The following is a 25,874-nucleotide window of genomic DNA, read 5'->3' as shown; positions in this document are numbered from 1 at the left end:
TATTTACCATTATACATAAATATGAAAGTGGCAAGTGTTAATTTTAGGTATGAAAATAAAAAGAAGGGCTATTATTTAGCCCTTCTTTTTCACTTAGCTTCTAGATTTCAAATTCTGGTTCATCGCCTTTTCGATTTTCCATCATTTCTTTTACCTTATCAACAGCTTGTGGTGCTAACTCAATGATTTTATCAATCACATGGGTTTGTTTATCTAAATGCAGTACTTTTACCCCTTCTCCATTTATAACGAGAAAAGCGACTGGATTAATGGAAACACCACCACCACTTCCTCCTCCAAATGGATGACGGCCAGAGTTTTCTACCTTTCCAAACTCACTCCCACCAGCCGCAAATCCAAAACTCACTTTAGAAACCGTTAAAATGACACTTCCATCGGCCGCTTTAATTGGATCACCGATAATTGTATTTACATCAGTCATCTGTTTTAAATGCTGCATCGCAGTTGTCATTAATCCTTGAATTGGATGATCCATTCTACAATCCTCCCTATGCTTGAACAGATTTATCTGCTATACCAGATCTTTGCTTTCTCATGAACATTAATAACTTCACTCCTGTCACTACAGCACGATATATACGAAAAGAAGCGGTTAACTCGCATTTTGATGCAAACCCCTTCCCTTGGAACACAGGGGTAATCTCGAACTCAGGTATATCAATAACATGCGTATATTGCCCTAAGATCCCTGCCGCCATTCCTTTCGTTCCCCATGCATAACCAGTGACAATACCGGTACTAGCTGCATCGCCCGTTCCGATTTGTGAATGCCATCTCCATTTATTGATTTTCACTTTTTTAAGAAAACCTTTAATGATAGTATGAGTCTCTTGAAGCTTTTTTATCAGTTCCCCAATACTATCGAGTTGCGCCATAATTTTATTTTCTATACCGCCGTCTTCCTCTGCCTTTTCAATTTTTTGTGCAGTCTTTTTTTGCTGTTTTTCCATTCTTTCCAGCACATCAAATGTATATCGAATCATCCATATCTTCACTTGAAATAAACATTGTTTCTCCATTTCTGAATATAAAAACGTCACTTTCAGTGATAGTTTCGACAATAGTATAAGTAAAATAAGCAAGAGAAGAATTCCAACTCCAATTACAAGCCACTTCATTCGTACCATCCTTTCACTCCACATTCATTATCGACAGGTTCAAACAGGATTAAACAAGCAATGATAAAATTGAATATAAAAATTTTTCTAAAAATAAAGAGGGATTTTGACATTTTATATCGAAATATACTATTTGAGCATACTATCAGATTTTTTCTAATGGCTCACAACGCTAAATTTTACTGCAATGGAGGGATACAGAATGGCAGATCGTCGTAATTTATTTTTCTTTTATGGTGATGACAAAGCAACACTTGTCGAAAAAATGAAGCCTATCTATCGTATTTTAGAGGAGAATGGTTTTACCATATTAGATCATCCAAAAAATGCAAACGCTATCGTCAGTGTCGGAGATGATGGAACCTTCCTACAAGCCGTTCGCAAAACAGGCTTTAGAGAAGATTGCTTATATGCAGGTATTTCTACGAAAGATGAAATTTCTTTCTACTGTGATTTCCATATTGACCATGTCGATACAGCCCTTCAAGAAATTACACAAAATGAAATTGAAGTGCGAAAATATCCAACAATTCAAATAGATGTTGACCATAACACATCTTTCTATTGTTTAAATGAGTTTTCTTTACGCTCTAGCATTATTAAAACATTTGTAGTCGATGTGCATGTGGATGATTTATATTTCGAAACATTTAGAGGGGACGGCTTAGTTATTTCTACCCCAACAGGAAGTACAGCTTATAATAAATCATTGCATGGTGCAGTTGTCGATCCACTCATCCCATGCTTCCAAATAAGCGAACTCGCTTCTTTAAACAACAACACATACCGTACACTTGGATCACCGTTTATTTTAAACCATGAGCGTACGTTAACATTAAAACTTGCTCCAGATGGTAATGATTACCCTGTTATCGGTATGGATAACGAAGCGCTTAGCATTAAGCAAGTTGAAAAAGCAGTTGTACGCTTAAGCGATAAACAAATTAAAACAGTAAAACTTAAAAACAACTCGTTCTGGGAAAAAGTACAGAGAACGTTTTTATAAGAAAAAAAGAGTGCCGCGAGATTCCTCGGCACTCTTTTTTTTGATGATTTATCTGCCAAAGTTCATATACCATGGCGAACCGCTACTATTATTTTTGATAGACAACTTGCCCGTCAATGATGGTCATCTCGACTTGTATATTTTTTATTTCCTCTGCTTCAATTTCAAATATGTCACGGTCTAATATAGTGAAATCTGCTTCATATCCCCTCGCAATTTGTCCCCGCTTCGCTTCTTTTCCAATCGCATAGGCACTCCCTGTTGTAAATAAAGAGACTGCTTCATATACCGTTACTCTTTCTTCTGGCATATAGCTTATCCCATCAATAAAACTTCTACGTGTAACGGCGCTATATATACCTAAAAACGGGTTTACTTGTTCAATCGGAGCATCAGATCCACCTGAACAATGCAATCCTGCATGAAGTAATGTGTTCCAAGCATACGCATAACGAAGACGATGTTCCCCTAGTTTTTCAATAACTGATGGAAAATCCGATGAAACAAAGACGGGCTGAATATCAATAATCGCTTGCAGGCTCTTCATTCTTTCAATTAATTCTTCACGAGCAAGCTGACAATGAATAATACGATCGCGTAACCCTTCTGCTGGTGGATATAATTCGAGCGCATCAATTACATATTCAAGAGACAGGTCACCAATTGTATGAATCGCAACTGGCATATGTAAATCACGAGCTTTCTTCACTAATCCAGCAAGCTCTTCGCGTGAAAAAATGGCCACTCCATTTGTATCCTTCGCATCTTCATACGGTTCACTTAATAAAGCTGTCCTTCCGCCAAAAGAACCGTCAGAAAAAATCTTCATCGCCCCAAATTCAATATAATGCTCATTCTTATATGCACTTCGTTCATCCGCTACTTCATGATGCACAAGTAAATGTGCTTTGAATGGCGCATCTTTTATCACATGAGAAAATGCATGATACGTTTTTTCAAAACCACCGTAATAATTTAAATCCTCTGTATGTCCACCTACTAAACCATACTGCCAACAATCTTGAATGGCTGTTTGCAACGCTCTTTGTAAATACGATTCATCAATTTCAGGCTGAACATGCTTAATTAACTCTTGTCCTTGTTCATATAAAAGCCCTGTTAACTTATTTAATGAGTCCCGACCAATTTTCCCGCCTTTTGGGTCTTGCGTCGCTTCTGTTATGTTAGCTTCTTGCAATATGTATGAATTCACCCATGTAACGTGACGACAAACGCGTTTTAATAAAATTGGATGTTCTTTCGAAATAGCATCTAAATCTTTTACATGAACATCTTTCGTATCTATAAAACGATTTTCATTCCAACCTTCTCCGATAATCCAAGATCCTTTTGGCGCTTCCTCTACTCGCTTCTTAACAAGAGTAAGCACTTCGCTATAAGATGCACAGTTTGATAAATCTAAACAGAGCAACCTCTCTCCATGCCCAATAAGATGCATATGGCTATCAACGAGACCTGGAATGATTGTTTTCCCCTTTAAATCGTACAACTTCACCTCTGAATATCGTGTTTCTAACTCTTCTTTATTCCCGTGATCAACGATAATTCCATTTTCAACATAAACAGCTTCCACTTTTTCATTTTCTTCTCTCATTGTATAAATGGCTCCGCTATGCCAAATTTCTCCCATAATCTCATCCCCTTTTTCTTTTAGTCTACGAGATTAGAACGTATAAAAAAAGCACCATTTCGATTAAAAATGGTGCTTTTCTACAAATTACTTTTGTTCAGTAGTAGACGTTGTAACTTGCCACTCAATATTAAATTTATCTTTTACTTGTCCGTATGCTGGGCTCCAGAACGTTTCTTGAAGTGGCATGATTACCTCACCGCCATCTTGCAATTTCTCAAATACTTCTCTCGCTTTTTCTACTGTGCTTACTTTAACCGCTATCGTTACTTGAGATCCAATCGTATGCCCTTGACCTGGGAATGTATCAGAAATCATAAGTTCCGTATTACCAACTTTTAAATGAGCATGTAAAACACGTTCTTTTGCTTCATCTGGAATAGGGTATTCTGGATTTTCAGGCATCTCACCAAAAGTTTGAATCACTTCAACTTTTGCATCTAATGCCTCTTTATAAAACTGTACAGCTTCTTGCCCACTACCATCTAAAACTAAGTATGGATTAATACCTAAAATCATACGGACACCTCTTTTTTTAGTTTTTAGAATAGAACTTATGTTCTGTTTTATAGTATCATATGTTTTATATTTCATTCAACTCTTTACTACTTCATTTCCAAAATTATTTCGACGGAATCTCCATCTCTTGTGTTCTAAGTTCAACACGGCGAATTTTACCGGAAATCGTTTTTGGTAATTCGTCTACAAATTCAATCTTACGAGGATATTTATAAGGTGCTGTTAATTCTTTAACATGTTCTTGAAGTAAAGGAATCAATGTGTCTTCTTTCTCTTGTACGTTATCTCTTAAAACGATAAATGCTTTTACGACACTTCCGCGAATTTCATCTGGACTCGCTACTACTGCACATTCTCTTACATAAGGATGTTTCACAAGTGCATCCTCGACTTCAAATGGTCCAATTGTGTAGCCAGAGCTAATAATAATATCATCCCCGCGTCCCTCAAACCAGAAATATCCATCTTCATCTTTCTTTGCCTTATCACCTGTAATATAATAATCGCCACGGAATTGCATTGCTGTGCGCTCGTCATCTTTATAATATTGCTTAAATAGTGCTGGTGTTTCAATGTGAACGGCAATATCCCCTACTTCGCCTACGGATACAGGTTTTCCTTCTTGATTTACAATATCTACATGATTACCTGGCGTTGGTTTCCCCATAGACCCTGGTCTAATCTCCATGCCTTTCATTACGCCAACAAGTAATGTGTTTTCTGTTTGGCCATAGCCATCTCTAACTGTCACATTAAAATGATTTTGGAATGTCTCAATTACCTCTCGGTTCAGCGGTTCCCCTGCTGATACCGCACTATGTAACGCTTCTAAATGATACTGCTGCAAGTTCTCTACTTTTGCCATTAAGCGATACTCTGTCGGCGTGCAACAAAGAACATTTACTTTATTATCATCTAATAACTGTAAATATGTTTTCGGCTCGAATTTACCGTGATATACAAATCCTGTTGCTCCTGATCCTAGCGTTGCTAAAAACGGGCTCCAAATCCATTTTTGCCAACCTGGACTAGCCGTTGCCCATACAACATCATTCTCTTCTATTCCAAGCCAATTCGGAGCGCTTGTACGCAAATGTGCGTAACCCCAAGCATGTGTATGAACCACACCCTTCGGATTTCCCGTTGTCCCAGATGTATAGGATAAAAAGACCATATCTTCTCGGTCTGTCTTTGCGATTGCTAATTCATCGCTTTCTGTTTCTAACGCGTCTTTTAAATTCATCCATCCGTCTACCGACTGCTCGCTCAGCACAAATTTTTGAAGAGACTCCATCATCTCCACATCTTCAAACTGCTCGATATACGGTCCATAGCTGACAATTGCCTTTACTTCTCCGTGCTGAATGCGATATTCAATATCTTTTTTGCGAAGCATTTCTGAACTTGGGATGACTACAAATCCCGCTTTAATGGCCGCAATATATGTCATATACGCTTCAATTAAGCGCGGCATCATAATGAGAAGCTTGTCCCCTTTTTGCAAACCACTCTTTATAAAAGCGTTTCCAATTTTATTCGCTCCTTTTATTAATTCAAGATATGTAACCTCACGTCTATTTCCTTTATCATCTTGCCAAATTAAAGCAAGTTTCTCTTTGTCATTTGTATATTTCTCAATCTCTGCAACTAAGTTATAAGACGGCGGCGCTAACAATTCTTCTCTATTCATCATCTCATCCTCCTCTATCTTTATACCTCCCCTCTATAATAAAGAATTTTCAGTAAATTTTAAACCTACTTCTTTTGACAAATTTTTTAATGGCCTTTCGACAAAAAGAAGGAGCGGGAAAACCCGCTCCTTCTCAGCCATCGTATATGGGATTATTTATGGAAACCGCCTAATTGTTGCTCAGCTAGTGAAACTAGACGTTTTGTAATTTCGCCACCAACAGATCCGTTAGCGCGAGATGTTGAATCAGCTCCAAGTTGAACACCAAACTCTTGAGCGATTTCGTATTTCATTTGATCTAATGCTGCTTGAGCACCAGACACTGCTAATTTGTTTGTGCTTGCCATATGGTATCACCTCCTTGTGAGTATAGAGTGTGATAAACCATATGACTTCATACATATCTAGAGATGGTAATTTATGGTTTTAAAAGTTATTCAAAAAATCCGATTGGTGAGGGCTCATAATGAGCGGAGGATGCCTCTGCTCATTACAGTTTCACTTTATCCTTCATTTTGCACAAATAATTTTAGAAAAGATCTTCAAATTTTTCTTCTTCAGCCACTTCTACTGTTTGTAATACAATCTTCTCTGTATTAGCAACAGCCTCTTCAATCAATGGCGTAAAGTCATATTTCGCTTCAAATCGATTTGCTTTTTCACGCTTCGGTTTTGTCGCTGGGCTTGCTGGTGTGAATACTGTACAGCAGTCTTCATACGGACGAATTGAAATATCATATGTTCCAATTTCATTTGCGATTTTAATAATTTCTAGTTTGTCCATCGTAATAAGCGGACGAATAACCGGATAGTTTGTCACTTCATTAATTGTATGCATACTATCTAACGTTTGGCTCGCAACTTGTCCAAGACTTTCACCCGTTGTGATTGCAAGTGCATTACGCTCTTCTGCAATGCGCTCTGTAATACGCATCATCATACGGCGCATTACTGTCATAGAATAACTAGATGGAATTTCTTTATTAATTGTTTTTTGCACTTCTGTAAATGGAACAAGGTGAAGTGTCAAACGTTTACAGTATTTCGTTAACTCTTGTGCTAAATCAATTACTTTTTGCTTCGCACGCTCACTTGTGAATGGTGGACTATGGAAATGCACTGCCTCCACTGATACGCCGCGTTTCATTGTTAAGAAGGCAGCTACCGGGCTATCGATTCCACCAGAAAGAAGCACCATTACTTTTCCGCCAACACCAACTGGTAATCCACCAGCTCCCATGCGCTCATCACACATAATATAGCTATAACCACTACGAATTTCTACACGAACATTCACATCTGGATTATGAACATCTACTGTAATATCTTCTGTATTTTCTAAAATATAGCCACCAATCTCCGGAAGTAATTCCATCGTTCGCATTGGGAAATGTTTATATGAACGGTGCACTGTAATTTTAAATGTTTTTACGTCGCCTTTTACTTGTAAGAAAGCATCAAGCGCACCTTTTTTAATTTCTTCTAATTCTGATGGTACTTTCATCGCTAAGTTAAACTTATGAATACCAAATACATCTTGCAGTCTCTCTGCAATCGCTTCATGATCTTCCCCATTTAACTGGATGTACATACGGTCATGTGTCGCATCAATTTTAATATTTGGGAATTTCTTTAATTTAAATTTAACGTTATCTTTTAACGTGCTTACAAACTTAGAACGGTTTTTCCCTTTTGTCGTCATTTCACCGTAACGAACTAAAATATATTCATATTTCATCATATTCCTTTACCTCATCACTTCGTATAATTTTGGCAATGTTTCTTTCATAATTCCTTCAAATTGCATAACTTCTTCCATCGTATTCTCAGGTGCTAAACTAATGCGAATCGCACTTGCTGCAGCAGCATGCGGCACACCCATTGATACTAACACACGACTTACTTCATTCGCTTTGGAAGAACAAGCTGATTTTGTTGATACATATACGTCACGTTCTTCTAGAGCATGAACGACTACTTCTGGTTTTAAACCAACGAATGACACATTTAAAATATGTGGTGCTGCATATGGAAGCGACGTATTAATCGTTACGTCTTCCATCCCTTCAAAGAAACGTACAAGTTCTGCTTGTAACTTTTGCAAGTGGTCACGCTTCTCTTTCATATGTTCCATTGTCATACGTAGTGCCTTCACCATCGCAACAATACCAGGTAGATTCTCTGTACCAGAACGATAACGAAGCTCCTGCTGACCACCTGATAAAATCGGATCTAACCTTACGCCATCACGTACATATAAGAGCCCTGTTCCTTTGACGCTATGAAATTTATGTCCAGATATCGAACAAAGATCAATATGAGAAGCGTATAGATCAAGCGGTACTTTTCCAATCCCCTGTACATGGTCTACATGAAACCTTACCTTCGGATAATTCTCTAGTAATTTTCCCACTTCAGAAATAGGTTGGATTGCTCCGGTTTCATTATTCACATGGATCATAGAAACAAGAATTGTATCGTCACGAAGTGCTTGTTTTACTTGTTCTACAGATACAATACCGTGTTCGTTTACTGGTAAATAAGTTACATCAAATCCAAGCCCTTCTAGTTGTTTATATGCTTCAAACACAGACGCGTGTTCAATATTTGTTGTAATAATATGCTTGCCGCGAGAACGATTCTTCATCGCTATTCCTTTAATCGCAAGGTTATTTCCTTCCGTCCCACCTGATGTAAATATAATCTCAGAAGGCTTAACATGAAGAAGCTGCGCTGCAATCGTTCTTGATTGTGTTAATAAATGCTCCGCTTCTCCCCCGAGCGAATGAATGGAAGAAGGGTTTCCAAAATATTTCCCTGCAACCGTTACGTAAGATTGAAGGACTTCTGGATATGGTTTCGTCGTCGCACTATTATCAAAATAGATCATCGTTCTTCCCCTTTCAGCGCTGTCACATCATATAATCATATCACAAATGCATGCAATTACGCTAAACATACTCAAAGGTTCTATTTTTTTCGTACAAAAGTATTCTTTTATATTTTGAAACGAAAAACACTGCTATATTCCGCTATTCATTATAGCAACATCATCTAAGAATTTACACAAATCTAGCACAAAAAAACAAACCCCTTTTTTATCAAGGGGTTTGTTCATTATCAACAAATTCAGCAATCTTTTGTACAACACCAGGTTCAAGTTGTTCCAAAACAGAAGCTGCTTGTTCTAAAGCTGCATCATATTCATATTCACGGAACAATCTCTCTGCATTTTCTAAGCTCTGTGCCAAGTCACCATCATGACTGCGGTAGCGATTACCGTATTGAATTAGCTTTTCTACTAAGTACGCTTGTCCAATTAGCTCCTGCGTCTTTTCAGATACACCGTTTACGATTGTATACGCTTCTTCTAACATGCTGTTTACAACGTTCATATTTAGTGGTTTCAATTCTAATTGCTCATAGACACTGTGCATTGCCTCTTGTCCTCTTTGTAAATCTTCCATAATGCTTCCTGGAAGACCTGGTAAGTTAGACTTTTGCATAAAGCGTTTTGCTTCTATAATCATATGACGCATTTCTTGTAATGTTTCACGCGCTTCAAACTCTTCCTTACGCATCGTTTGCAACATCTCTTTATATTCTACATGAAGTACTTTTAGCGTTTCACATTGCTCATAAATCTCTTCTAGTTCTTCACGAATAACAGAGAAAGCAATATCTTGCTCCGCAACACGTAATTGCAATACTTCAAAGCGTTTCATTAAAATATGCATTTGTTTTTCAATCAATTTTTGTGACTCAATATCTTTATCTTGCAATTGATAGCTTTGTTTCACAAAATGCGTTTCGGATTTTGTCTCAATTGCTTTCTCATGAATTTCCTCTAAATCTTCATAAACACTAACTGACTTTTTCTCTACATAATGCTTCGCATGTACTTCTTGTTCTAATTGATCATACAACGTATCTAGACGCTTTTTTAATCCTTCGATTTTCTCGCTTACTTCTGCTATATGAAGCTCTTCTAAATCAATCAGACATGTTTGTAGTTGTTTATTCATCTCTCGTACTTCTTTAGGGATTTCTAAATGATTTAATACATATCCTTGTCTTTTCATATCATCATGACCTTGTAATAAATCATCTAATTGTACTGGTAATGTCGCTTGACACTCCACTAATAAATCAGGAATTTCATGAATGATAAGTTCTAAATTCGCTAATCCATCTTCTAAGCTTTTTACAATCTCACGCGCTTTTAAGTAATCACCGTTTGCTGTCGCCTCGTCAAATTCTTGAAATTTCGCTTGTTCGATATCAAGTAACTCTTCGATTTTCTGTTCAGATTGTCCAAACATATGGCGATGAGCCAGCACGCTCTTTTTCATACTACGATATGTATCACGTAAACCTTCAATTTCCGAACTATTTTTCTCATAGCTCTCTAGCAATTGTTGCAACTCATTTAACATTTCTGTAATGCGGTTATCCGCTTCATCTAAATCACGAATGGAGTCACTCATCAAACGTTTTGCTTTTCGGAAGGAAAATTGTGAGGCTGATTTTTGGGCGCTTTCTAATGTTTTATCAGCTTTTGGTAGAAGATTTGTAACAATTTCATCCCATTCTTCACGCCACTTTCCAAACAGCTCTTCTGTTTGGCCAGTCATATTTAAATCTTTAACCCGTTTCAATTCATCCGCAACAGGTTTATCTTTTATTTCTTGTTTCCACTGCTCAAGTGCTTCAATATCTTTATATAAACGATTTCTTATCACAAGCTCTATCATGAGCAGCACTAAAATAGAGCTTACTAAGATGATAACGATCGTCAGGATAGAATCCATGCAAAATAGCCTCCTATTATCTCTCTTTTTTTGTCCGTTCCGTTATATGAAATGGAAGGCATTATGTATAAAAAGGGAAATCCCCTATATTTAACAACTAACAATGTACTAATCATACCATGTAATGATGTGTTTTTGACCTAATTTTTTTTAAAATTTCATGTTTCTTTTGTTGTGGTTATAATATTTCTCCACAAAAGTTTCTGCATCTTCGCTTCCACACATTTACTGTAATGTCTTTATTGAAGCACTTCATTTAGAGGAGGAGAGCTTCTCCGTTAAAATGAAAAAAACAACTCTTCCTTATGTGATATAAAATAAATCGTTCTCGTTAACGCTGGCTCTACATGTATCACACTAATTCCATCTTTCACTGCCTGCTCCACTGCAATTTCTGGCAATAACGTAACGCCAAGACCCGCTCTAACCATCGCAAGCATTGGTTCAGCGTATGATGTTTCTACTGCGATTGTGGGCTTAACGCCCATTCCTTTAAACGTTGTCATAATCATCTTTCTAATATCACAAATTTCCGGATAAATAATCAGCTTTTCATGCTGTAATCTTTCTATTTGAATCGTACGTTCATCCTTATAAGCGTGTTCATTCGAAACAACACAAACAATATTTTCCCTCTTCACTTCTTTAACAAACTTGGCTCCTGCCACTTCCGAATCGACTAACATCGCATCAAGTTTGCGCTCCTTGAATAATTCCATTAATACTTTCGTATGTTCAATTTGCCATTCTACTTCGTATGTCTCTAATGCAGTTCTACAGTTTGCTATGTAATAAGCAGCTAAACTAGGCAATACACCAATTGAAACCTTCTTCTTTTCTCGATACTCCTGAAGTTCCCTTCTCAAATCATTCATTTGCTCTCTAATTGGCTCTATCCGTTTTATAAATAGTTCCCCAGCCGCTGTTAACGCTACCCCTTTTGAAGACCGCGTTAATAACTTGACTCCTAAATCCGTCTCTAACCTTTGAATTTGTTTACTAAGGGCTGGCTGTGAAATATGCAGATGCTTACTTGCTTTTGATAAACTTCTTGTCTGCTTCACCTCAATAAACGATTGCACTGCTTCAAAATCCATCTCATATACACCTCTAACAAAAAATTATAACCGCTATAACAAATCACTATTTCCTGTACGTAGAAAGGGAGCGATATACTCATTTCATGCTTATTTTTATGAACTTACTATATCGAAATAAAAAGGAGAAAGATACTCTTGGATAAAAAACAAATACTATTTGGCTCTCTCTTATGCTTACTCGCTGTAACAGCTTGGGGCTTTATGTTTCCCGTTATGGCCAGCGCTCTACAATTTATAGATCCATTCTTTTTCACTACTTTTCGTTACGGATCAGCAGCTATTATTTTTATCGTTCTTCTCTTCATAATTGAAGGGAAACGTGCGTTTCGCTTAGAACAACAAAGTTTCTATTTGTTATTTTATGGAACAGTCGGTTTTGCTGGATACGGATTTCTTGTTTTTTACGGACAACAATTAGCAGGGCCTTCAGGCGCCATTCACGCGGCTATGATTCAATCTCTTATGCCACTGCTTGCCTTACTATTGCAATGGGGCTTACAAAATAAAAAACCTCAAAACTATACATTTCTTTGTATGTTTTGTGCACTTATCGGCGTATTACTCGTTATTTCAAAAGGCAATATTCATCTATTATTTGGAACAGCCAGTCATCTCTCCACAAATATATTCATGCTCTCTGGGGTTATTTGCTGGGTTATTTACACAAATGGTGCCTCTCATTTCCCAACTTGGTCACCGCTTCGCTATACAACACTCACATGTTTATTCGGATCTATTTCGTTAATTCTTACTGTTACTGTATTAACATATATGAAAGTCGTTTCTGTACCTACACTCCATACGATTTTTACAGTACGTTTCGAACTATTGTATATGTCCATCATTGCTGGGGTCATCGCCGTCTTTTGCTGGAACATGGGCAATCGCCTTATTTCACCTATTAACGGCATATTATTTATGAATTTAGTACCTGTTCTTGCACTGATAGGATCTATTTTCCGCGGATATCAAGTTGAAAAAATTGAAGTAATCGGCGCGATCATTACAATTATCGCTTTACTATGCAACAACTTATGGCAAAGAAAACAAGGGCGTGTACAACAAAAAACTACTTCGTAACAAACTATAAAATCCCCCACCTATAAATATGGCGGGGGGATTTTACATATGAACTGCTCGCGGCAGAGGATAATACGTATTCGTTGCACATAATATTTGATCTAGCCACTGCTCTATTTCTTTCGTATACATTTCCAAAAAGAATGTTTCTGATGGAAACGAATGCAGCACCTCCGATATATACTGCGGATATAAATAAGGCATATTTATCATACCTTTTAACTGCGTCATAAACATTGTAAAAGAAACCTTTTGGAACTCCTGTCGCATTTGTCCCTGCTTAATAATTTGCTCTATATAATATCTTTCTTTAGAAAAATAAACAGTCATCACTTCCCGAATTAACGTTGTATCAAGAGATAGTTCTCTATAAAAGAATCGCGTAAGTTCCCTATGATCAAACTGATAACGTAAAATCCCTCGTACGATTTGATTCATCACTTCTTTAGCTGACAAATAGTCTCTTTGTTCAAATGACCTCTCAATTACCCCAATATATCCTTCTAAGAAATCTGTTATAAGCTGTTCTAATAAACCTTGCTTCCCAGCAAAATAATATGAAATATTAGCTACATTCACATCCGCTCGCTTTGCAATATCTCGCACCGATGTCCCATCGTATCCTTTCGTATAAAACAACGAAATTGCCGCATCAATTACTTTTTGTTTCGTCTGCTTCATGCGCTCACTTCCTCTCACTCTGAACAGCTATAATCTAAATTTCTTGACTTTTAAGACAAATTCCTTTAATTTTCTATCGACAAAGTCATATGAAATACAGCGTATTTTGCTATAATTTTACATTTCTCGATAGAAAGGGTGACGTTTCCATGTTTACAAAAGAAAGTTATGCAGGATCACGTGAACAGCAATATGAAACAGTAATTAAACAGCTTGATGCATTGTTAACTGGTGAACCAAATGTAATCGCTAATTTAGCAAATGCTTCTGCACTACTAAACCAATTTTTAGAGCGCATTAATTGGGTTGGCTTTTATGTAACAGAAGGCAGCGAGCTTGTACTAGGGCCATTTCAAGGAATGCCTGCATGCGTTCGCATTCCTTTTGGACGCGGTGTTTGCGGCGTGGCAGCTGAAACAAAAACAACTCAGCTTGTTGCAGATGTTCATCAATTCCCAGGTCATATCGCTTGTGATAGCGCCTCTAATTCTGAGATTGTTGTACCAATTATAAAAGAAGGTAACGTCATCGGTGTGTTAGATATCGATAGTCCTGAAAAAAATCGCTTCGATGAAGTAGATCAACACTACTTAGAAAAATTTGTGGAAACGCTCCTCAAACATATGTAAAAGATAAGAGCCACCGATCTCATAAATCGGTGGCTCATTTCTATTCTCCGTTCACGTGAGAAAATGTATCCGATAGCTTCTGCAGTGCATCCGCCAAATCTAGAGTAATATCCTCCCATGCTTCTAATCCAATAGATAGGCGTATTAAATTATCGAAAATATCCATTTCATGGCGCACTTCTGCTGGAATCACAGCATGTGTCATCGTTGCCGGATGCTGCACTAATGTTTCTGTATCACCAAGACTTACTGCAATCGTAATAAAGTTCAACTCATTCATAAATGCTTGTGCTTCTTCTTTTCCGCCTTTAATCGTAAATGAAATCACACCGCCCCCGCGCTTCATTTGGCGAGATGCGAGTTCCCCTTCTGGATACCATACCGCTTCAATACTTTCGTGATTTTTCAAAAACTCGACCACTTTTTCTGCATTCTCACAGTGCCGATCCATTCGTACAGCTAACGTCTTTAAACCGCGGAGCAAGAGCCATGCATCAAAAGGCGCCATAATTCCGCCAATATCTTTTCGAATCGGTCGAATTTGTTCAGCTAGCTCCTTCGTTTTGCAAACCGTCACACCCGCAACAACATCTCCATGTCCACCAATATATTTGGTTGCACTATGAAGAACAACATCACATCCAAGTGTAAGAGGCGTTTGTAAATAAGGTGAACAAAATGTATTATCAACAACGACAAGCAGTCCATTTTGTTTTGCAACTTTTATAACCTTTTCTAAATCAATAAGTTTCATTGTTGGATTAATGGGCGTTTCAACAAATATCAACTTTGTATTCGGGCGTATACTTGCCTGAATCTCTTCTTCAGTTTCCATATCACATAATGAATGTGTGATCATAAACTTCTCTTCTAACACTTCTAAAAAACCATACGTACATCCATACAAACCGTTTGAACAAATAATATGATCTCCAGCACGTAAAAATGCGAGAAGCGTTGCCGAAATTGCGGCCATTCCAGAACCGAACGCTAACGCCGATTCTCCTCCTTCTAAAACAGCCATACGCTCCTCAAACAATTCCACAGTCGGATTTCCAATTCTGGAATAAATGTAAGATGGATCCTGTCCAGCGAAACTTGCTTCTCCTTGCTGCGCTGTTTCAAATGTATAAGTTGACGTTTGAAATAGCGGTGGCGTTAAACTCCCTTTATGCATCTTAGAATCATACCCGTGATGAATCAGTGCTGTTTCTATCTGTTTCTTTTTCATACAAACATCCCCCTTATGTTTCTATTTTATGTAAGCGTTTTCTATCTGTTGCTATCCTTTCTTTCATACCGCTATGAATTCCTTCTTGCAATTTCCAAACTTTACATGCATAAAACAAAAGGGAAACTCACTTGACGAAATTCCATTCAAAAGATATAATAGCGTTTGTGTAAAATAAAAAGGCAGCCTTGTAATGTGAGTTTATCGTTTGTATTTTGTTCCTCTACGGAGGTGTATCTCGTAACTCCCTGCTGCTGGAGCGAAGGTACATGAAAACAAAATACCCGTAAATATCGATTACGTCTGTTTTTATTTTACGAAAATAAAAACATTTTAAAGGAGGAGTCAACTATGGCTCGTTATACAGGTCCAGCTTGGAAACTGTCTCGTCGTCTTGGAATCTCTCTAAGCGGCACAGGAAAAGAATTAGAAAAACGCCCTTACGCACCAGGTCCTCACGGTCCTAACCAACGTAAGAAACTTTCAGAATACGGTTTACAATTACAAGAGAAACAAAAACTTCGTCACATGTACGGCATGACTGAGCGTCAATTCCGTCGCACATTTGACCAAGCAGGTAAAATGCCTGGTAAGCACGGCGAAAACTTCATGATCCTTCTTGAAGCTCGTCTTGACAACTTAGTTTACCGTATGGGCTTAGCTCGCACTCGTCGTGCAGCTCGCCAATTAGTAAACCACGGTCACATCATGGTTGATGGAGCTCGCGTAGACATCCCATCTTACCGTGTAAAACCTGGTCAAACTATCAGCGTTCGCGAAAAATCTAACAGCCTTGTTGTTGTTAAAGAAGCGATCGAAGTTAACAACTTCGTACCAGAATACTTAACTTTCGATGCTGACAAATTAGAAGCTACTTACACTCGTCACGCTGAGCGCGCTGAGTTACCAGCTGAAATCAACGAAGCATTAATCGTAGAGTTCTACTCTCGTTAATGACAAAAAGCCAATCCTTTTGGATTGGCTTTTTTCGTTCTTATGGTACTTGTTTAAAAAGAGGATAAAGGTAGCGAGCAGCTATCTTCATCCTCTTTTTTGAATTCACTCTTATATATAAAATAAACTTACTTATTATCTTCTTGTTTCTCCACATACACATAAGCATCTTTCGCACTTTTATGTATCTCACCTTGTGTATTCTCCGCAAGCTGACCCGCATTTAGCAAAGAAAAGATGATGAGCGCTTCTAGTGACATTGTATTTTACCACTCCTTTCGTCCAATTGATTATATACATTCATCATAACGCTTACATGTGATTTCCGTATGAACATGAAAAGAAGATTAAAACAAAAGAGCTTTGAGGAATCCATCTCCTCAAAGCTCTTTAATCATTCTCTATTGATTAGTAACGAATTAAGAAATATTTCTTTTTACCGCGGCGGATAATTGTAAATTTACCTTCAATGCGGTCGTTTTCTGTTACAACATAATCTAGTGCTTGTGTACGCTCACCATTTACATAAATTGCACCATTTGTTACATCTTCACGCGCTTGACGTTTTGATGGTGAAATTTTGCTTTCTACAAGTAAGTCGATTAATACTGTATCTTCTGCAGTACGTTCTACAGATGGTACGTCTTTAAATCCTTGCTCGATTTCGCTTGCAGTAAGTTCTGCTACAGAACCGCTGAATAATGCAGCTGAAATTTTAATTGCTTGTTCTAATGCTTCTTCGCCATGAACAAGTTTTGTCATTTCAGATCCTAATGCTTTTTGCGCTGCACGTTTTTCTGGCGCTTCAGCTACTTGCTTCTCAAGCTCAAGAATTTCTTCATGAGATAAGAATGTGAAGTATTTTAAGTATTTTACAACATCGCGGTCATCTGTGTTGATCCAGAATTGGTAGAACTCGTAAGGCGTTGTTTTCTCTGGATCTAACCAAATTGCGCCGCCTTCTGTTTTACCAAACTTCGTACCGTCAGATTTTGTAACAAGCGGAATTGTTAAACCGAATGCTTTCGCGTCTTCTTCTGATTTACGGATTAATTCAAGACCAGCTGTAATGTTACCCCATTGGTCACTACCACCAATTTGCAGACGGCAATTATGTTGTTGGTATAAGTTTAAGAAGTCGTATGATTGTAAAATCATGTAACTAAACTCAGTAAATGAAATACCAGTCTCTAAACGAGATGCTACTGTATCTTTTGCTAACATATAATTTAAGCCGAAGTTTTTACCGATATCGCGTAAGAATGTGATGACATCTAAGTTACCAAGCCAGTCATAGTTGTTAGCCATTGTTGCTGGGTTGTCCACATTTTCAAATTCTAAGAAGTTTGAAAGCTGATTTTTAATACTTTCCGTGTAGTAAGCAACTGTATCTTTCGTATTTAATGTACGCTCTGCTTTTTTACCACTTGGGTCACCGATCATACCCGTACCACCGCCAACAAGTGCGATTGGTTGGTGACCAGCTAATTGGAAACGACGTAACATTAATACTGGTAACATATGACCGATGTGTAAGCTATCCGCTGTTGGGTCGAAACCACAGTATAATTTAACGCTTTCTTTTTCTAATAACTGCTCTAAACCTTCAGCATCTGTTTGCTGATTAATTAGTCCGCGAAATTCAAGATCTTGTAAAATACCCATATCCTACATACTCTCCTTTAAGTTAAATCTGGCGTGAATGTTGAAAACATAAAAAAATCGCCCCTTCAAATAAGGGACGATTTTGATCATCGCGTTACCACCCTAGTTGCAGGCAAAAAAAGCCTACCACCTTATTTACATAACGGCTTAGCACCGTCTTTTCCCTTTTGAATACAATTCAATCGAAAAAAGATGCTCTAGGGGCGTAATTCGCGATCATCTATGTGCTGATTTCCACCGACCATCAGCTCTCTAAAACAGGGAAATGATCACTACTTCTCCCTTTCCACGCTCAATTATTCATATACTTTTCTTTATATCATTATTTGTATAGGCGTGTCAAATAGAGGTGGGAATTCTTTTCTTACCACCCCCTTACAAAGTCGCAATGAATATTGTAATAAGGGAGAGCATTGGAACACCGACTAATAGTGAGATATGAAAAACAATTGATAAATCATTTCCAATCGTTGCTTCCACAGGATCTTTTGCTGGAGAGGCAAGGAATCCAAGCATTCTATCAAAACGACTTACCGTTTTCGGAAAATCCGGTATTTCTACATGGTCGCTATCTAAATGTTGCTTTATTTTATATTCATTCTTAAAAGGATTTTCGCTCAATTTCATCCACCTCCAGCAATTGTTTCAATTTCTTTATACCATTATGAAGTCTCGATTTCACTGTTCCTACAGGAATCCCTAAAACCTCCGCAATTTCCTTTTGCGGCATATCATGATAATAAGAAAGAATAAGGACGGCTCTCTGCTCTTCAGGAACTTTCAAGATTGCCTCTCTTACCGTGAGCCTATCTTCTTGAGAAAATTCCTTCTCCTGTATCGGCACTAAAAACGGCAAAAGAGAACGCCATTTTTTTCTTCGATTCAATTTATTAATCATAAGCCGATAACCGATTTGGAACAAATATGTCTTAATCTTCCCCTTTTCAATCTCATACATATGTTTCTTACGCTCTAACATTAAAAACGTATCTTGAACGAGGTCTATACTCAATTGCTCATCACGGTTAAATCGATACAAAAATGTATATAGCGCTGGTTTGATCAAAACGTATAGTTTTTCCCCAGCCTGCTTATCTCCACTTTGATACGCAAGCATGAGCTCTTCCTCAATCCCAATCTGCGCCATGTTTTTTGATCTCCTTTATTCCTTTTAGCGTTAATGAAATGCGGGAAATTAAATATATACTTGCTACAAGTGTCCATACTTGTGATTGATTCGTAAAAAACTGGACATATGGATTTTGAACCGTAAATCCAATCGAGACTAAAATATTCAATACTTGTACGCATATGCACGCATACACTGCAAGACAGACTGAAATGGTATCAAATACATTCCAGCGAAAATATATTTTGGTTTTTGTAAAATCAATTTTATATCCGTTTGTTCGAACGATATATTTTCTGTCAAAAGGTATCAGAATTCCAAAAATAACAATCATTATAATAACTACTACAGCGCCTGAAACAATAAATCCAATTTGCATGTAAGTCGCCTCCTAATCTATCATGTCATAAACTTATACAACCGACAGAGGCAAATGGTTCAAAAGGATTTATTTTATTTTTTAATTACCTTCGCTGGATTCCCACCCACTACTACATTACTTGGAACATCCTTCGTTACAACTGCACCAGAAGCAATCACCGCATTATCTCCAATTGTAACCCCTGGATTAATTATGGCTCTCCCGCCAATCCAAACGTTATTCCCAATTGTTACTGGTTTACCAAATTCTTTGCCACTAATGCGTTCAATTGGATCAATGGGATGTGTTGCAGTATAAATATGAACACCTGGAGCTAACATACAGTTCTCACCGACTGTTACAGGACATACGTCTAAAATGACGCAATCAAAATTCGCGTAAAAGTTTTCTCCAACATGGATGTTATAACCATAATCACACTTAAAGGAAGATTCAATATGAATATTATCCCCTGTCGCCCCGAATAGTTCTTTTACAATTACACTACGTTCTTCTAATTTTACTTCTGGCGTTTCATTTAATTTTCTTGTTAATATACGAGCCTGCTCCCTCTCTTGTACTAACACTGAATCAGCAGGTATGTACATTTCACCTTGGATCATCTTTTCTTTTTCTGTTTTCATAATAGCATCCCCTTCAACACGTATATATAAGTTTGCCACTTATGATAAAACAAACAAAAGGTCTGAACGAAATAATACGTTCAGACCTTTCCTTCTTAATCTTCCATCGTTGATAAGTCACCTGTTGGTAAATTCAGCTCCCACGCTTTTAACACGCGGCGCATAATTTTACCACTTCTCGTTTTCGGTAATTTATCTCGGAATTCAATTTGTCTTGGCGCTGCATGAGCTGCTAAGCCTTTTTTCACAAATTGACGAATCTCTTCTTTTAATTCATCTGATGCTTCATATCCTGCACGCAGTGCGATAAATGCTTTAATAATTTCACCGCGCACTGGATCTGGAATACCGATTACACCAGCTTCTGCTACTGCAGGGTGTTCGATTAATTTACTTTCTACTTCAAAAGGACCAACGCGCTCACCAGATGTCATAATGACATCATCAATACGCCCTTGGAACCAGAAGTAACCATCTTCATCCATATAAGCCGAATCACCTGATACATACCAATCCCCTGGCATAAAGTAAGATTCATATTTTTGTGGGTTGTTCCAAACAGCACGCATCATGGATGGCCATCCTTTAGCAATTGCTAAGTTCCCCATTGTATACGGCGGCACTTCATTTCCTTCGTTATCAACAATCGCTGCCTTCACACCTGGAATTGGTTTTCCCATTGAGCCTGGACGAATTTCCATACAAGGATAGTTACAGATTACTTGTCCTCCAGTTTCTGTCATCCACCATGTATCATGAATACGAAGACCGAATGCGTTCATTCCCCAGCGAATAACTTCTGGATTTAACGGTTCTCCAACACTTAATACGTGACGAAGTGCTGATAAGTCGTATTTCTTAATCGCTTCTTCACCAGCTCCCATTAACATACGGAATGCTGTTGGTGCACTGTACCAAACTGTTACACCATAATTCTCTAGCGCTTCGTACCATGCATCCGGGCTAAAACGTCCTCCTAAAACGACATTTGATCCACCGACTAACCACGGTGCAAAAATGCCATAAGCTGTTCCTGTTACCCAGCCTGGATCAGCTGTGCACCAGTATACATCGTCTTCTTTTAAATCAAGCACCCATTTTGCCGTTTGATAGTGCTGCACCATTGCATTTTGTGCATGCAAAACACCTTTTGGTTTCCCAGTAGAACCTGACGTATAGTGAAGGATTAATCCATCTTCGCGATCTAACCATTCAATTTGCAGCTTATTAGAAGCTTGTTCAAATAATGGATTAAATGCGACAAGCTTTCCACCTTCTTCTACATTCTCTCCAACAAGAAAGACTGTTTTTAATGCTGGTAAATCATTTAATGGTACACGCTCTAGTAATTCAGGCGTTGTAATTAACACCTTTGCTTCACTATCTTCTAAGCGATCACGTACTGCTCCTTCCATAAATGCTTCAAATAACGGCCCAACAATTGCGCCTAATTTGACTGCACCAAGAAGCGCAAAATATAATTCTGGTGAACGCGGCATGAAAATAAAAACGCGATCGCCTTTTTCGACATCACCATAGTTTTTTAGGACATTTCCCGCTTTATTGGAGAATTCCTTCATTTCTTTAAATGTATATTTCTCTTTACGCGATCCGTCTTGATAATAAAGCGCTACTTTATTCTTCCGATCAGATTTCGCATGTTTATCAATTACTTCATATGCCATATTTACTCGACCAGTTTCATACCAAGAAAAGTTTTTATTCACCTCTTCCCAGTTAAAACCCGCATATGTTTCTTCATAGTTCAACAAATTATTTTCTCCTTTAATAACTGGAAGCGTTTCTACTTTCATACTTTACATCCCCCTCCTATGTATTCTATTATCTATTATAATGATATTATTTAAAATTTTCAGTATATTTGTTGTTTTTTAGACAAATTTTTACTGACAAAATTCGATTCACATCGCATATACTGTAATGTACGATATATAGTAGATTCTCAAACCCTCAAGGTGGTGAGCAAAACATTGATTCATAAAAAAATATATAATGCACGAAATTTAAAAACTTCCAAAGGTACTTTAATCATTGAAGGACCAGTATCTACCCATAATCTCGAAATGTATGAATTTCACCCAGACTTAGTTGCATTTCGCCCTGCTGATCAACAATATAAAGCAATTGTCGAAATTTCTAAGTTGCCAGAAGCTCGTCTTATTATTGCAAGGCATGATCAAATGATTGTCGGATATGTTACATATTTATATCCTGACCCATTAGAGAGATGGTCAGAAGGAAAAATGGATAATTTAATTGAACTCGGGGCAATTGAAGTGATCCCAGCATTCCGTGGATGCTCTGTTGGAAAAAATCTATTAGAAGTTTCGATGATGGATGATCATATGGAAGATTATATTATATTAACAACTGAGTATTATTGGCACTGGGATTTAAAACAAACCGGCTTAAATGTTTGGGAATATCGAAAAGTAATGGAAAAAATGATGAATGCCGGTGGTTTAGAATGGATGGCAACAGACGATCCAGAAATTTGTTCGCATCCGGCTAACTGTTTAATGGTTCGTATCGGCAAGCGCGTTGATACAAATTCCATCCAAGATTTTGATCGCTTACGCTTTCAAAATCGCTTTATGTATTAAGAAAGGGGGCATATGAAGTGATTGTAGAAGAAATCATGAATCATGACGTAATTACACTGCGTCCAGATGACACAATTGAAACCGCAATTCGTACAATACGTACAAATGGAATTCGTCATATTCCCATTGTTGGGCAGAACAACAACGTAGTCGGTATTATTTCTGACCGCGACGTACGTGATGCAAGTCCATCGATTCTCGATGAAGAAGTTTCACTGGATATGCTTAAACAACCGATTCAATTAATTATGAAACAACCAGTAATGACGTGTCATCCTCTCGATTTCGTCGAAGAAATTGCCACATTATTTTTTGAAAATAAAATCGGCTGCCTTCCTGTGACAAAGGGCGGTAAACTTGTCGGAATCATATCGGAATCCACAGTATTACATACGCTCGTTAAACTAACAGGTGCCCATCAACCAAGTTCACAAATTGAAATTCAAGTGAAAAATGAACCTGGTATTCTCGGAAAAGTAGTTGCTATTTTTAGTGACTTACACATTAACATCGTAAGCGTTCTCGTCTATCCAGCAAAAGATGAGAATGATAAAGTACTCGTTTTCCGCATTCAAACGATGAATCCTCTAAGAGTAATTGAAGCGCTAGAGAAAAAAGGCTACCATGTTTTATGGCCAAATATTATGGGGATGCAGGCATGACAAGTGCCTTCATCTATTCAGAGGATTTTCGGGGCTATTCCTTTAGCCCTGAACATCCCTTTAATCAGCTTCGCGTAACACTCACCTATGATTTACTAGTAAAGAGTGGATTCATTCATCCTTCTCAAGTAATTCCACCACGGATGGCGACGGATGAGGAAATTGCTTTCATTCATACAGAGGAATACATAAATGCGGTAAAACGTGCTGGGGAAGGTAAATTAGAACAATCAATTGCTATGTCATACGGTCTTGGAACAGAAGATACACCAATGTTTCCAAATATGCATGAAGCAGGTGCACTACTTGTTGGCGGTACATTAACAGCTGTAGATGCCGTCCTTTCAGGTAAGGTAAAACATGCTTTAAATTTAGGCGGTGGGCTGCACCACGGGTTCCGTGGGAAGGCATCTGGTTTTTGTATTTATAATGACAGCTCAATTGCAATAAAATATATGCAGAAAAAATACGGCTTGCGCGTTTTATATATTGATACAGATGCTCATCACGGTGATGGTGTACAGTGGTCTTTCTATGATGATCCTAACGTTTGCACAATCTCACTACATGAAACCGGACGCTATTTATTCCCTGGAACGGGCGCTGTAAATGAACGTGGACAAGGCATGGGCTACAATTATTCTTTTAACGTGCCACTCGATGCCTTCACAGAAGATGAATCGTTTTTACAATCGTATCGCACTGTTGTAAAAGAAGTAGCAGATTACTTTAAACCGGATATCATTTTAACGCAAAATGGCGCCGATGCACACTATTACGATCCCCTTACTCACCTTTGTGCAACGATGCAAATTTATCGTGAAATCCCAAAACTTGCTCATGAAATTGCCAATGAATATTGTGATGGGCGCTGGATTGCTGTTGGAGGTGGTGGCTACGATATGTGGCGCGTCGTTCCAAGAGCATGGGCACTCATTTGGCTCGAAATGAACAACATCCAAAACATCTCAGGTTATCTCCCTCCAGAATGGATTGAAGCTTGGAAAGGACAAGCACCGATAGACCTTCCCCTTACATGGGAAGATCCTAACAACATGTATAATCCGATCCCTCGAAAACCAGAAATTGAAGAGAAAAATGCGTTAACAGTAGCAAAGTGCCTTGAAATTATTCGGAATAATACAAAAAAAGCATTGTATTAAGTGATAAGAATAGGGGGTTTTCTCCTATTCTTATTCATGCTGTAAAAGGAGATATATTGTGGAATCGACAGTTCGCGTAATATGGCAAATGAAATTTTATCAGCGATTTTTTTAATATATCGACCATTTCTCACTATATATCGGCCATTCAGCAAATCTCGACACCAAAATCTGTTTCCTTTCGTTTCTCAACACTTGGGATAAGAATAGAAGGAGGATACTTCATGTGGAAACAACAACTCTTACATACAAAACGCGGCACTTTTGAAATTTTCATAAAAGGTATTGGTGAACCACTATGTGTTACACATCATTACTCCGAATTTAACGAATCCGGTGATTATTTTGCGGAAATCTTTACTTCTACTCACCAAGTATTTCTTATTAATTTAAGAAATGCTGGTCATTCTGCGAAAGCTACAACGGAACATGAATTAAGTATGAGCGAAACAATTGAAGATTTAGAAGCAATAAAAGAATCTCTGCACCTTTCAGCGTGGCATTTCGCTGGTCATTCTACTGGTGGTATGCTTGGTCTTCTGTATGCAATTACCTATCCTGCCTCCTTGCAATCCTTAGTTGTTGTCGGTGCTGCTGCAAGTAACTATACAGAAACACCCGATTGTATTTATCATCCTGATCATCCTCGATTTCAATATATGCAAGACCTTATCGAAGAATTGAAACTCCTGTATCGTACACAAGAAGATCGAAGAAAATTATCTATTGAACGGACCAAATTATCTTTACATCAGCCCGATCGATATGAAACTTATTTTTCCAAACCTATCTATAAGACTATGGCAGTGAGTCGCATGAACGCTTTTGCTAAAGAATATCCACAATTTGATGTAAGAGATGCTCTCTCCTCAATCAAGACAAAAACACTCATCATTTGCGGAAATCATGACGTTCAATGTCCAGTGCAATATTCTATCGATATGCACAAAGGTATACCTGGTTCTATCTTTATTCCATTTGAACATAGCAATCATTATCCTTTTTTAGAAGAAAGTGATTATTTTTCATCCATAATTGATAATTTTTATACAGTAGAAACTTCCTCAAAATAAAACGGATACATTTTTCAGAATTTACTTTCATTCCCATTTCCCCTTTATTTCTATCACAAACT

Annotated in this window: 27 protein-coding genes and 1 other annotated feature; of the genes, 8 read left to right on the top strand and 19 right to left on the bottom strand. The window is 37.8% G+C overall.

All coding sequences use genetic code 11. The annotated features are described in order from the left end of the window. Nucleotides 1-100: 100 nt before the first annotated feature. Both ytfJ and CN373_RS23365 read right to left on the bottom strand, forming a co-directional pair. Entirely contained in the window at nt 101-496 is a 396-nt protein-coding gene (gene ytfJ, locus CN373_RS23370) for a GerW family sporulation protein (protein ID WP_000349999.1), read from the bottom strand. Between the two features lie 13 nt (nt 497-509). Continuing rightward, nucleotides 510-1,148, bottom strand: coding sequence for a DUF2953 domain-containing protein (locus CN373_RS23365; protein ID WP_098360277.1), 639 nt, complete (start codon nt 1,146-1,148; stop codon nt 510-512). A 193-nt stretch (nt 1,149-1,341) separates the two neighbouring features. On the opposite strand from CN373_RS23365, the gene CN373_RS23360 reads away from it, so the two are divergent. Next, nucleotides 1,342-2,145 (top strand): NAD kinase, encoded by an 804-nt coding sequence (locus CN373_RS23360; protein ID WP_000785188.1) that lies wholly within the window; start codon nt 1,342-1,344, stop codon nt 2,143-2,145. Between the two features lie 88 nt (nt 2,146-2,233). Here the strand turns inward: CN373_RS23360 and CN373_RS23355 are convergent, their stop codons facing one another. From CN373_RS23355 to CN373_RS23320, 8 genes are all read right to left on the bottom strand, one after another. Beyond that, entirely contained in the window at nt 2,234-3,796 is a 1,563-nt protein-coding gene (locus tag CN373_RS23355) for an amidohydrolase (RefSeq protein ID WP_000503952.1), read from the bottom strand. Nucleotides 3,797-3,883: 87 nt separating this feature from the next. Beyond that, a complete protein-coding gene (locus CN373_RS23350) occupies nt 3,884-4,315 on the bottom strand; it encodes a VOC family protein (protein ID WP_000600345.1) in 432 nt (143 codons plus the stop codon). A gap of 103 nt (nt 4,316-4,418) precedes the next feature. Then, nucleotides 4,419-6,005 (bottom strand): acyl-CoA synthetase MbcS, encoded by a 1,587-nt coding sequence (gene mbcS, locus CN373_RS23345; RefSeq protein WP_001078300.1) that lies wholly within the window; start codon nt 6,003-6,005, stop codon nt 4,419-4,421. A 152-nt stretch (nt 6,006-6,157) separates the two neighbouring features. Then, nucleotides 6,158-6,352, bottom strand: coding sequence for a small, acid-soluble spore protein, alpha/beta type (locus tag CN373_RS23340; protein ID WP_000168892.1), 195 nt, complete (start codon nt 6,350-6,352; stop codon nt 6,158-6,160). A gap of 182 nt (nt 6,353-6,534) precedes the next feature. Then, entirely contained in the window at nt 6,535-7,746 is a 1,212-nt protein-coding gene (gene thiI / locus CN373_RS23335; RefSeq protein WP_000978812.1) for a tRNA uracil 4-sulfurtransferase ThiI, read from the bottom strand. 6 nt (nt 7,747-7,752) lie between these two features. Continuing rightward, nucleotides 7,753-8,895: a cysteine desulfurase family protein gene (locus CN373_RS23330; protein ID WP_000638994.1), complete on the bottom strand. Its 1,143-nt coding sequence runs from the start codon at nt 8,893-8,895 to the stop codon at nt 7,753-7,755. Between the two features lie 211 nt (nt 8,896-9,106). Continuing rightward, entirely contained in the window at nt 9,107-10,816 is a 1,710-nt protein-coding gene (gene ezrA, locus CN373_RS23325; protein ID WP_098360276.1) for a septation ring formation regulator EzrA, read from the bottom strand. Between the two features lie 278 nt (nt 10,817-11,094). Beyond that, nucleotides 11,095-11,913: a LysR family transcriptional regulator gene (locus CN373_RS23320; RefSeq protein WP_000344988.1), complete on the bottom strand. Its 819-nt coding sequence runs from the start codon at nt 11,911-11,913 to the stop codon at nt 11,095-11,097. Nucleotides 11,914-12,051: 138 nt separating this feature from the next. Here CN373_RS23320 and CN373_RS23315 point away from each other — a divergent pair, with 138 nt between their 5' ends. Then, a complete protein-coding gene (locus CN373_RS23315) occupies nt 12,052-12,996 on the top strand; it encodes a DMT family transporter (protein ID WP_098360275.1) in 945 nt (314 codons plus the stop codon). A 42-nt stretch (nt 12,997-13,038) separates the two neighbouring features. On the opposite strand, the gene refZ is transcribed toward CN373_RS23315, so the two are convergent. Continuing rightward, complete coding sequence (gene refZ / locus CN373_RS23310; RefSeq protein ID WP_000814944.1) at nt 13,039-13,677, bottom strand: forespore capture DNA-binding protein RefZ; 639 nt, start codon at nt 13,675-13,677, stop codon at nt 13,039-13,041. A gap of 149 nt (nt 13,678-13,826) precedes the next feature. Between refZ and CN373_RS23305 the strand changes: the two genes are divergently transcribed. Next, entirely contained in the window at nt 13,827-14,306 is a 480-nt protein-coding gene (locus CN373_RS23305; protein ID WP_000494325.1) for a GAF domain-containing protein, read from the top strand. 40 nt (nt 14,307-14,346) lie between these two features. Here the strand turns inward: CN373_RS23305 and megL are convergent, their stop codons facing one another. Next, a complete protein-coding gene (gene megL / locus CN373_RS23300) occupies nt 14,347-15,537 on the bottom strand; it encodes a methionine gamma-lyase (RefSeq protein WP_098360274.1) in 1,191 nt (396 codons plus the stop codon). 351 nt (nt 15,538-15,888) lie between these two features. Between megL and rpsD the strand changes: the two genes are divergently transcribed. Continuing rightward, nucleotides 15,889-16,491, top strand: coding sequence for a 30S ribosomal protein S4 (gene rpsD, locus CN373_RS23290; protein WP_000135315.1), 603 nt, complete (start codon nt 15,889-15,891; stop codon nt 16,489-16,491). Nucleotides 16,492-16,619: 128 nt separating this feature from the next. Here rpsD and CN373_RS23285 read toward each other — a convergent pair whose 3' ends face one another. From CN373_RS23285 to acsA, 7 genes are all read right to left on the bottom strand, one after another. Next, nucleotides 16,620-16,751, bottom strand: a complete 132-nt coding sequence (locus CN373_RS23285; RefSeq protein ID WP_000050946.1) for a hypothetical protein — start codon at nt 16,749-16,751, stop codon at nt 16,620-16,622. A gap of 148 nt (nt 16,752-16,899) precedes the next feature. Then, nucleotides 16,900-18,156, bottom strand: coding sequence for a tyrosine--tRNA ligase (tyrS, locus tag CN373_RS23280; protein ID WP_097905702.1), 1,257 nt, complete (start codon nt 18,154-18,156; stop codon nt 16,900-16,902). A gap of 69 nt (nt 18,157-18,225) precedes the next feature. Next, nucleotides 18,226-18,454, bottom strand: a binding site (T-box leader). 77 nt (nt 18,455-18,531) lie between these two features. After that, a complete protein-coding gene (locus CN373_RS23275; protein ID WP_001293772.1) occupies nt 18,532-18,777 on the bottom strand; it encodes a hypothetical protein in 246 nt (81 codons plus the stop codon). Beyond that, complete coding sequence (locus tag CN373_RS23270) at nt 18,758-19,303, bottom strand: RNA polymerase sigma factor (protein WP_000057182.1); 546 nt, start codon at nt 19,301-19,303, stop codon at nt 18,758-18,760. The genes CN373_RS23275 and CN373_RS23270 overlap by 20 nt, the downstream gene beginning before the upstream one ends. Then, nucleotides 19,284-19,664, bottom strand: a complete 381-nt coding sequence (locus CN373_RS23265) for a hypothetical protein (RefSeq protein WP_001165455.1) — start codon at nt 19,662-19,664, stop codon at nt 19,284-19,286. The genes CN373_RS23270 and CN373_RS23265 overlap by 20 nt, the downstream gene beginning before the upstream one ends. Nucleotides 19,665-19,738: 74 nt before the next feature. Then, nucleotides 19,739-20,290 carry a maltose acetyltransferase domain-containing protein gene (locus tag CN373_RS23260; RefSeq protein WP_000845600.1) on the bottom strand — a complete coding sequence of 184 codons (552 nt, stop codon included), beginning with the start codon at nt 20,288-20,290 and terminating at the stop codon, nt 19,739-19,741. A gap of 95 nt (nt 20,291-20,385) precedes the next feature. Beyond that, nucleotides 20,386-22,104 (bottom strand): acetate--CoA ligase, encoded by a 1,719-nt coding sequence (gene acsA / locus CN373_RS23255; RefSeq protein WP_000862037.1) that lies wholly within the window; start codon nt 22,102-22,104, stop codon nt 20,386-20,388. Nucleotides 22,105-22,281: 177 nt separating this feature from the next. On the opposite strand from acsA, the gene acuA reads away from it, so the two are divergent. The 4 genes from acuA (at nt 22,282) to CN373_RS23235 (ending at nt 25,812) form a co-directional block, all read left to right on the top strand. Continuing rightward, nucleotides 22,282-22,914, top strand: coding sequence for an acetoin utilization protein acetyltransferase AcuA (gene acuA, locus CN373_RS23250; protein WP_000581409.1), 633 nt, complete (start codon nt 22,282-22,284; stop codon nt 22,912-22,914). Nucleotides 22,915-22,931: 17 nt separating this feature from the next. Beyond that, a complete protein-coding gene (locus CN373_RS23245) occupies nt 22,932-23,576 on the top strand; it encodes an acetoin utilization AcuB family protein (RefSeq protein WP_098360273.1) in 645 nt (214 codons plus the stop codon). Further along, a complete protein-coding gene (locus CN373_RS23240) occupies nt 23,573-24,739 on the top strand; it encodes an acetoin utilization protein AcuC (protein WP_000199490.1) in 1,167 nt (388 codons plus the stop codon). The genes CN373_RS23245 and CN373_RS23240 overlap by 4 nt, the downstream gene beginning before the upstream one ends. Nucleotides 24,740-24,963: 224 nt before the next feature. Further along, nucleotides 24,964-25,812, top strand: coding sequence for an alpha/beta fold hydrolase (locus CN373_RS23235; RefSeq protein ID WP_000265829.1), 849 nt, complete (start codon nt 24,964-24,966; stop codon nt 25,810-25,812). Nucleotides 25,813-25,874: the final 62 nt, after the last annotated feature.

This window comes from Bacillus cereus (assembly GCF_002561295.1).
Taxonomy (GTDB): Bacteria; Bacillota; Bacilli; order Bacillales; family Bacillaceae_G; genus Bacillus_A; species Bacillus_A cereus_S.
This window is presented reverse-complemented; position numbering and strand designations above follow the sequence as displayed.

Excerpts from the sequence above, each read along its gene's own strand:
- ytfJ (WP_000349999.1), bottom strand. The coding sequence starts at position 496 with ATGGATCATCCAATTCAAGGATTAATGACAACTGCGATGCAGCATTTA.
- CN373_RS23365 (WP_098360277.1), bottom strand. The coding sequence starts at position 1,148 with ATGGTACGAATGAAGTGGCTTGTAATTGGAGTTGGAATTCTTCTCTTG.
- CN373_RS23360 (WP_000785188.1), top strand. The coding sequence starts at position 1,342 with ATGGCAGATCGTCGTAATTTATTTTTCTTTTATGGTGATGACAAAGCA.
- CN373_RS23355 (WP_000503952.1), bottom strand. The coding sequence starts at position 3,796 with ATGGGAGAAATTTGGCATAGCGGAGCCATTTATACAATGAGAGAAGAA.
- CN373_RS23350 (WP_000600345.1), bottom strand. The coding sequence starts at position 4,315 with ATGATTTTAGGTATTAATCCATACTTAGTTTTAGATGGTAGTGGGCAA.
- mbcS (WP_001078300.1), bottom strand. The coding sequence starts at position 6,005 with ATGAATAGAGAAGAATTGTTAGCGCCGCCGTCTTATAACTTAGTTGCA.
- CN373_RS23340 (WP_000168892.1), bottom strand. The coding sequence starts at position 6,352 with ATGGCAAGCACAAACAAATTAGCAGTGTCTGGTGCTCAAGCAGCATTA.
- thiI (WP_000978812.1), bottom strand. The coding sequence starts at position 7,746 with ATGATGAAATATGAATATATTTTAGTTCGTTACGGTGAAATGACGACA.
- CN373_RS23330 (WP_000638994.1), bottom strand. The coding sequence starts at position 8,895 with ATGATCTATTTTGATAATAGTGCGACGACGAAACCATATCCAGAAGTC.
- ezrA (WP_098360276.1), bottom strand. The coding sequence starts at position 10,816 with ATGGATTCTATCCTGACGATCGTTATCATCTTAGTAAGCTCTATTTTA.
- CN373_RS23320 (WP_000344988.1), bottom strand. The coding sequence starts at position 11,913 with ATGGATTTTGAAGCAGTGCAATCGTTTATTGAGGTGAAGCAGACAAGA.
- refZ (WP_000814944.1), bottom strand. The coding sequence starts at position 13,677 with ATGAAGCAGACGAAACAAAAAGTAATTGATGCGGCAATTTCGTTGTTT.
- CN373_RS23305 (WP_000494325.1), top strand. The coding sequence starts at position 13,827 with ATGTTTACAAAAGAAAGTTATGCAGGATCACGTGAACAGCAATATGAA.
- megL (WP_098360274.1), bottom strand. The coding sequence starts at position 15,537 with ATGAAAAAGAAACAGATAGAAACAGCACTGATTCATCACGGGTATGAT.
- rpsD (WP_000135315.1), top strand. The coding sequence starts at position 15,889 with ATGGCTCGTTATACAGGTCCAGCTTGGAAACTGTCTCGTCGTCTTGGA.
- CN373_RS23285 (WP_000050946.1), bottom strand. The coding sequence starts at position 16,751 with ATGTCACTAGAAGCGCTCATCATCTTTTCTTTGCTAAATGCGGGTCAG.
- tyrS (WP_097905702.1), bottom strand. The coding sequence starts at position 18,156 with ATGGGTATTTTACAAGATCTTGAATTTCGCGGACTAATTAATCAGCAA.
- CN373_RS23270 (WP_000057182.1), bottom strand. The coding sequence starts at position 19,303 with ATGGCGCAGATTGGGATTGAGGAAGAGCTCATGCTTGCGTATCAAAGT.
- CN373_RS23265 (WP_001165455.1), bottom strand. The coding sequence starts at position 19,664 with ATGCAAATTGGATTTATTGTTTCAGGCGCTGTAGTAGTTATTATAATG.
- CN373_RS23260 (WP_000845600.1), bottom strand. The coding sequence starts at position 20,290 with ATGAAAACAGAAAAAGAAAAGATGATCCAAGGTGAAATGTACATACCT.
- acsA (WP_000862037.1), bottom strand. The coding sequence starts at position 22,104 with ATGAAAGTAGAAACGCTTCCAGTTATTAAAGGAGAAAATAATTTGTTG.
- CN373_RS23240 (WP_000199490.1), top strand. The coding sequence starts at position 23,573 with ATGACAAGTGCCTTCATCTATTCAGAGGATTTTCGGGGCTATTCCTTT.
- CN373_RS23235 (WP_000265829.1), top strand. The coding sequence starts at position 24,964 with ATGTGGAAACAACAACTCTTACATACAAAACGCGGCACTTTTGAAATT.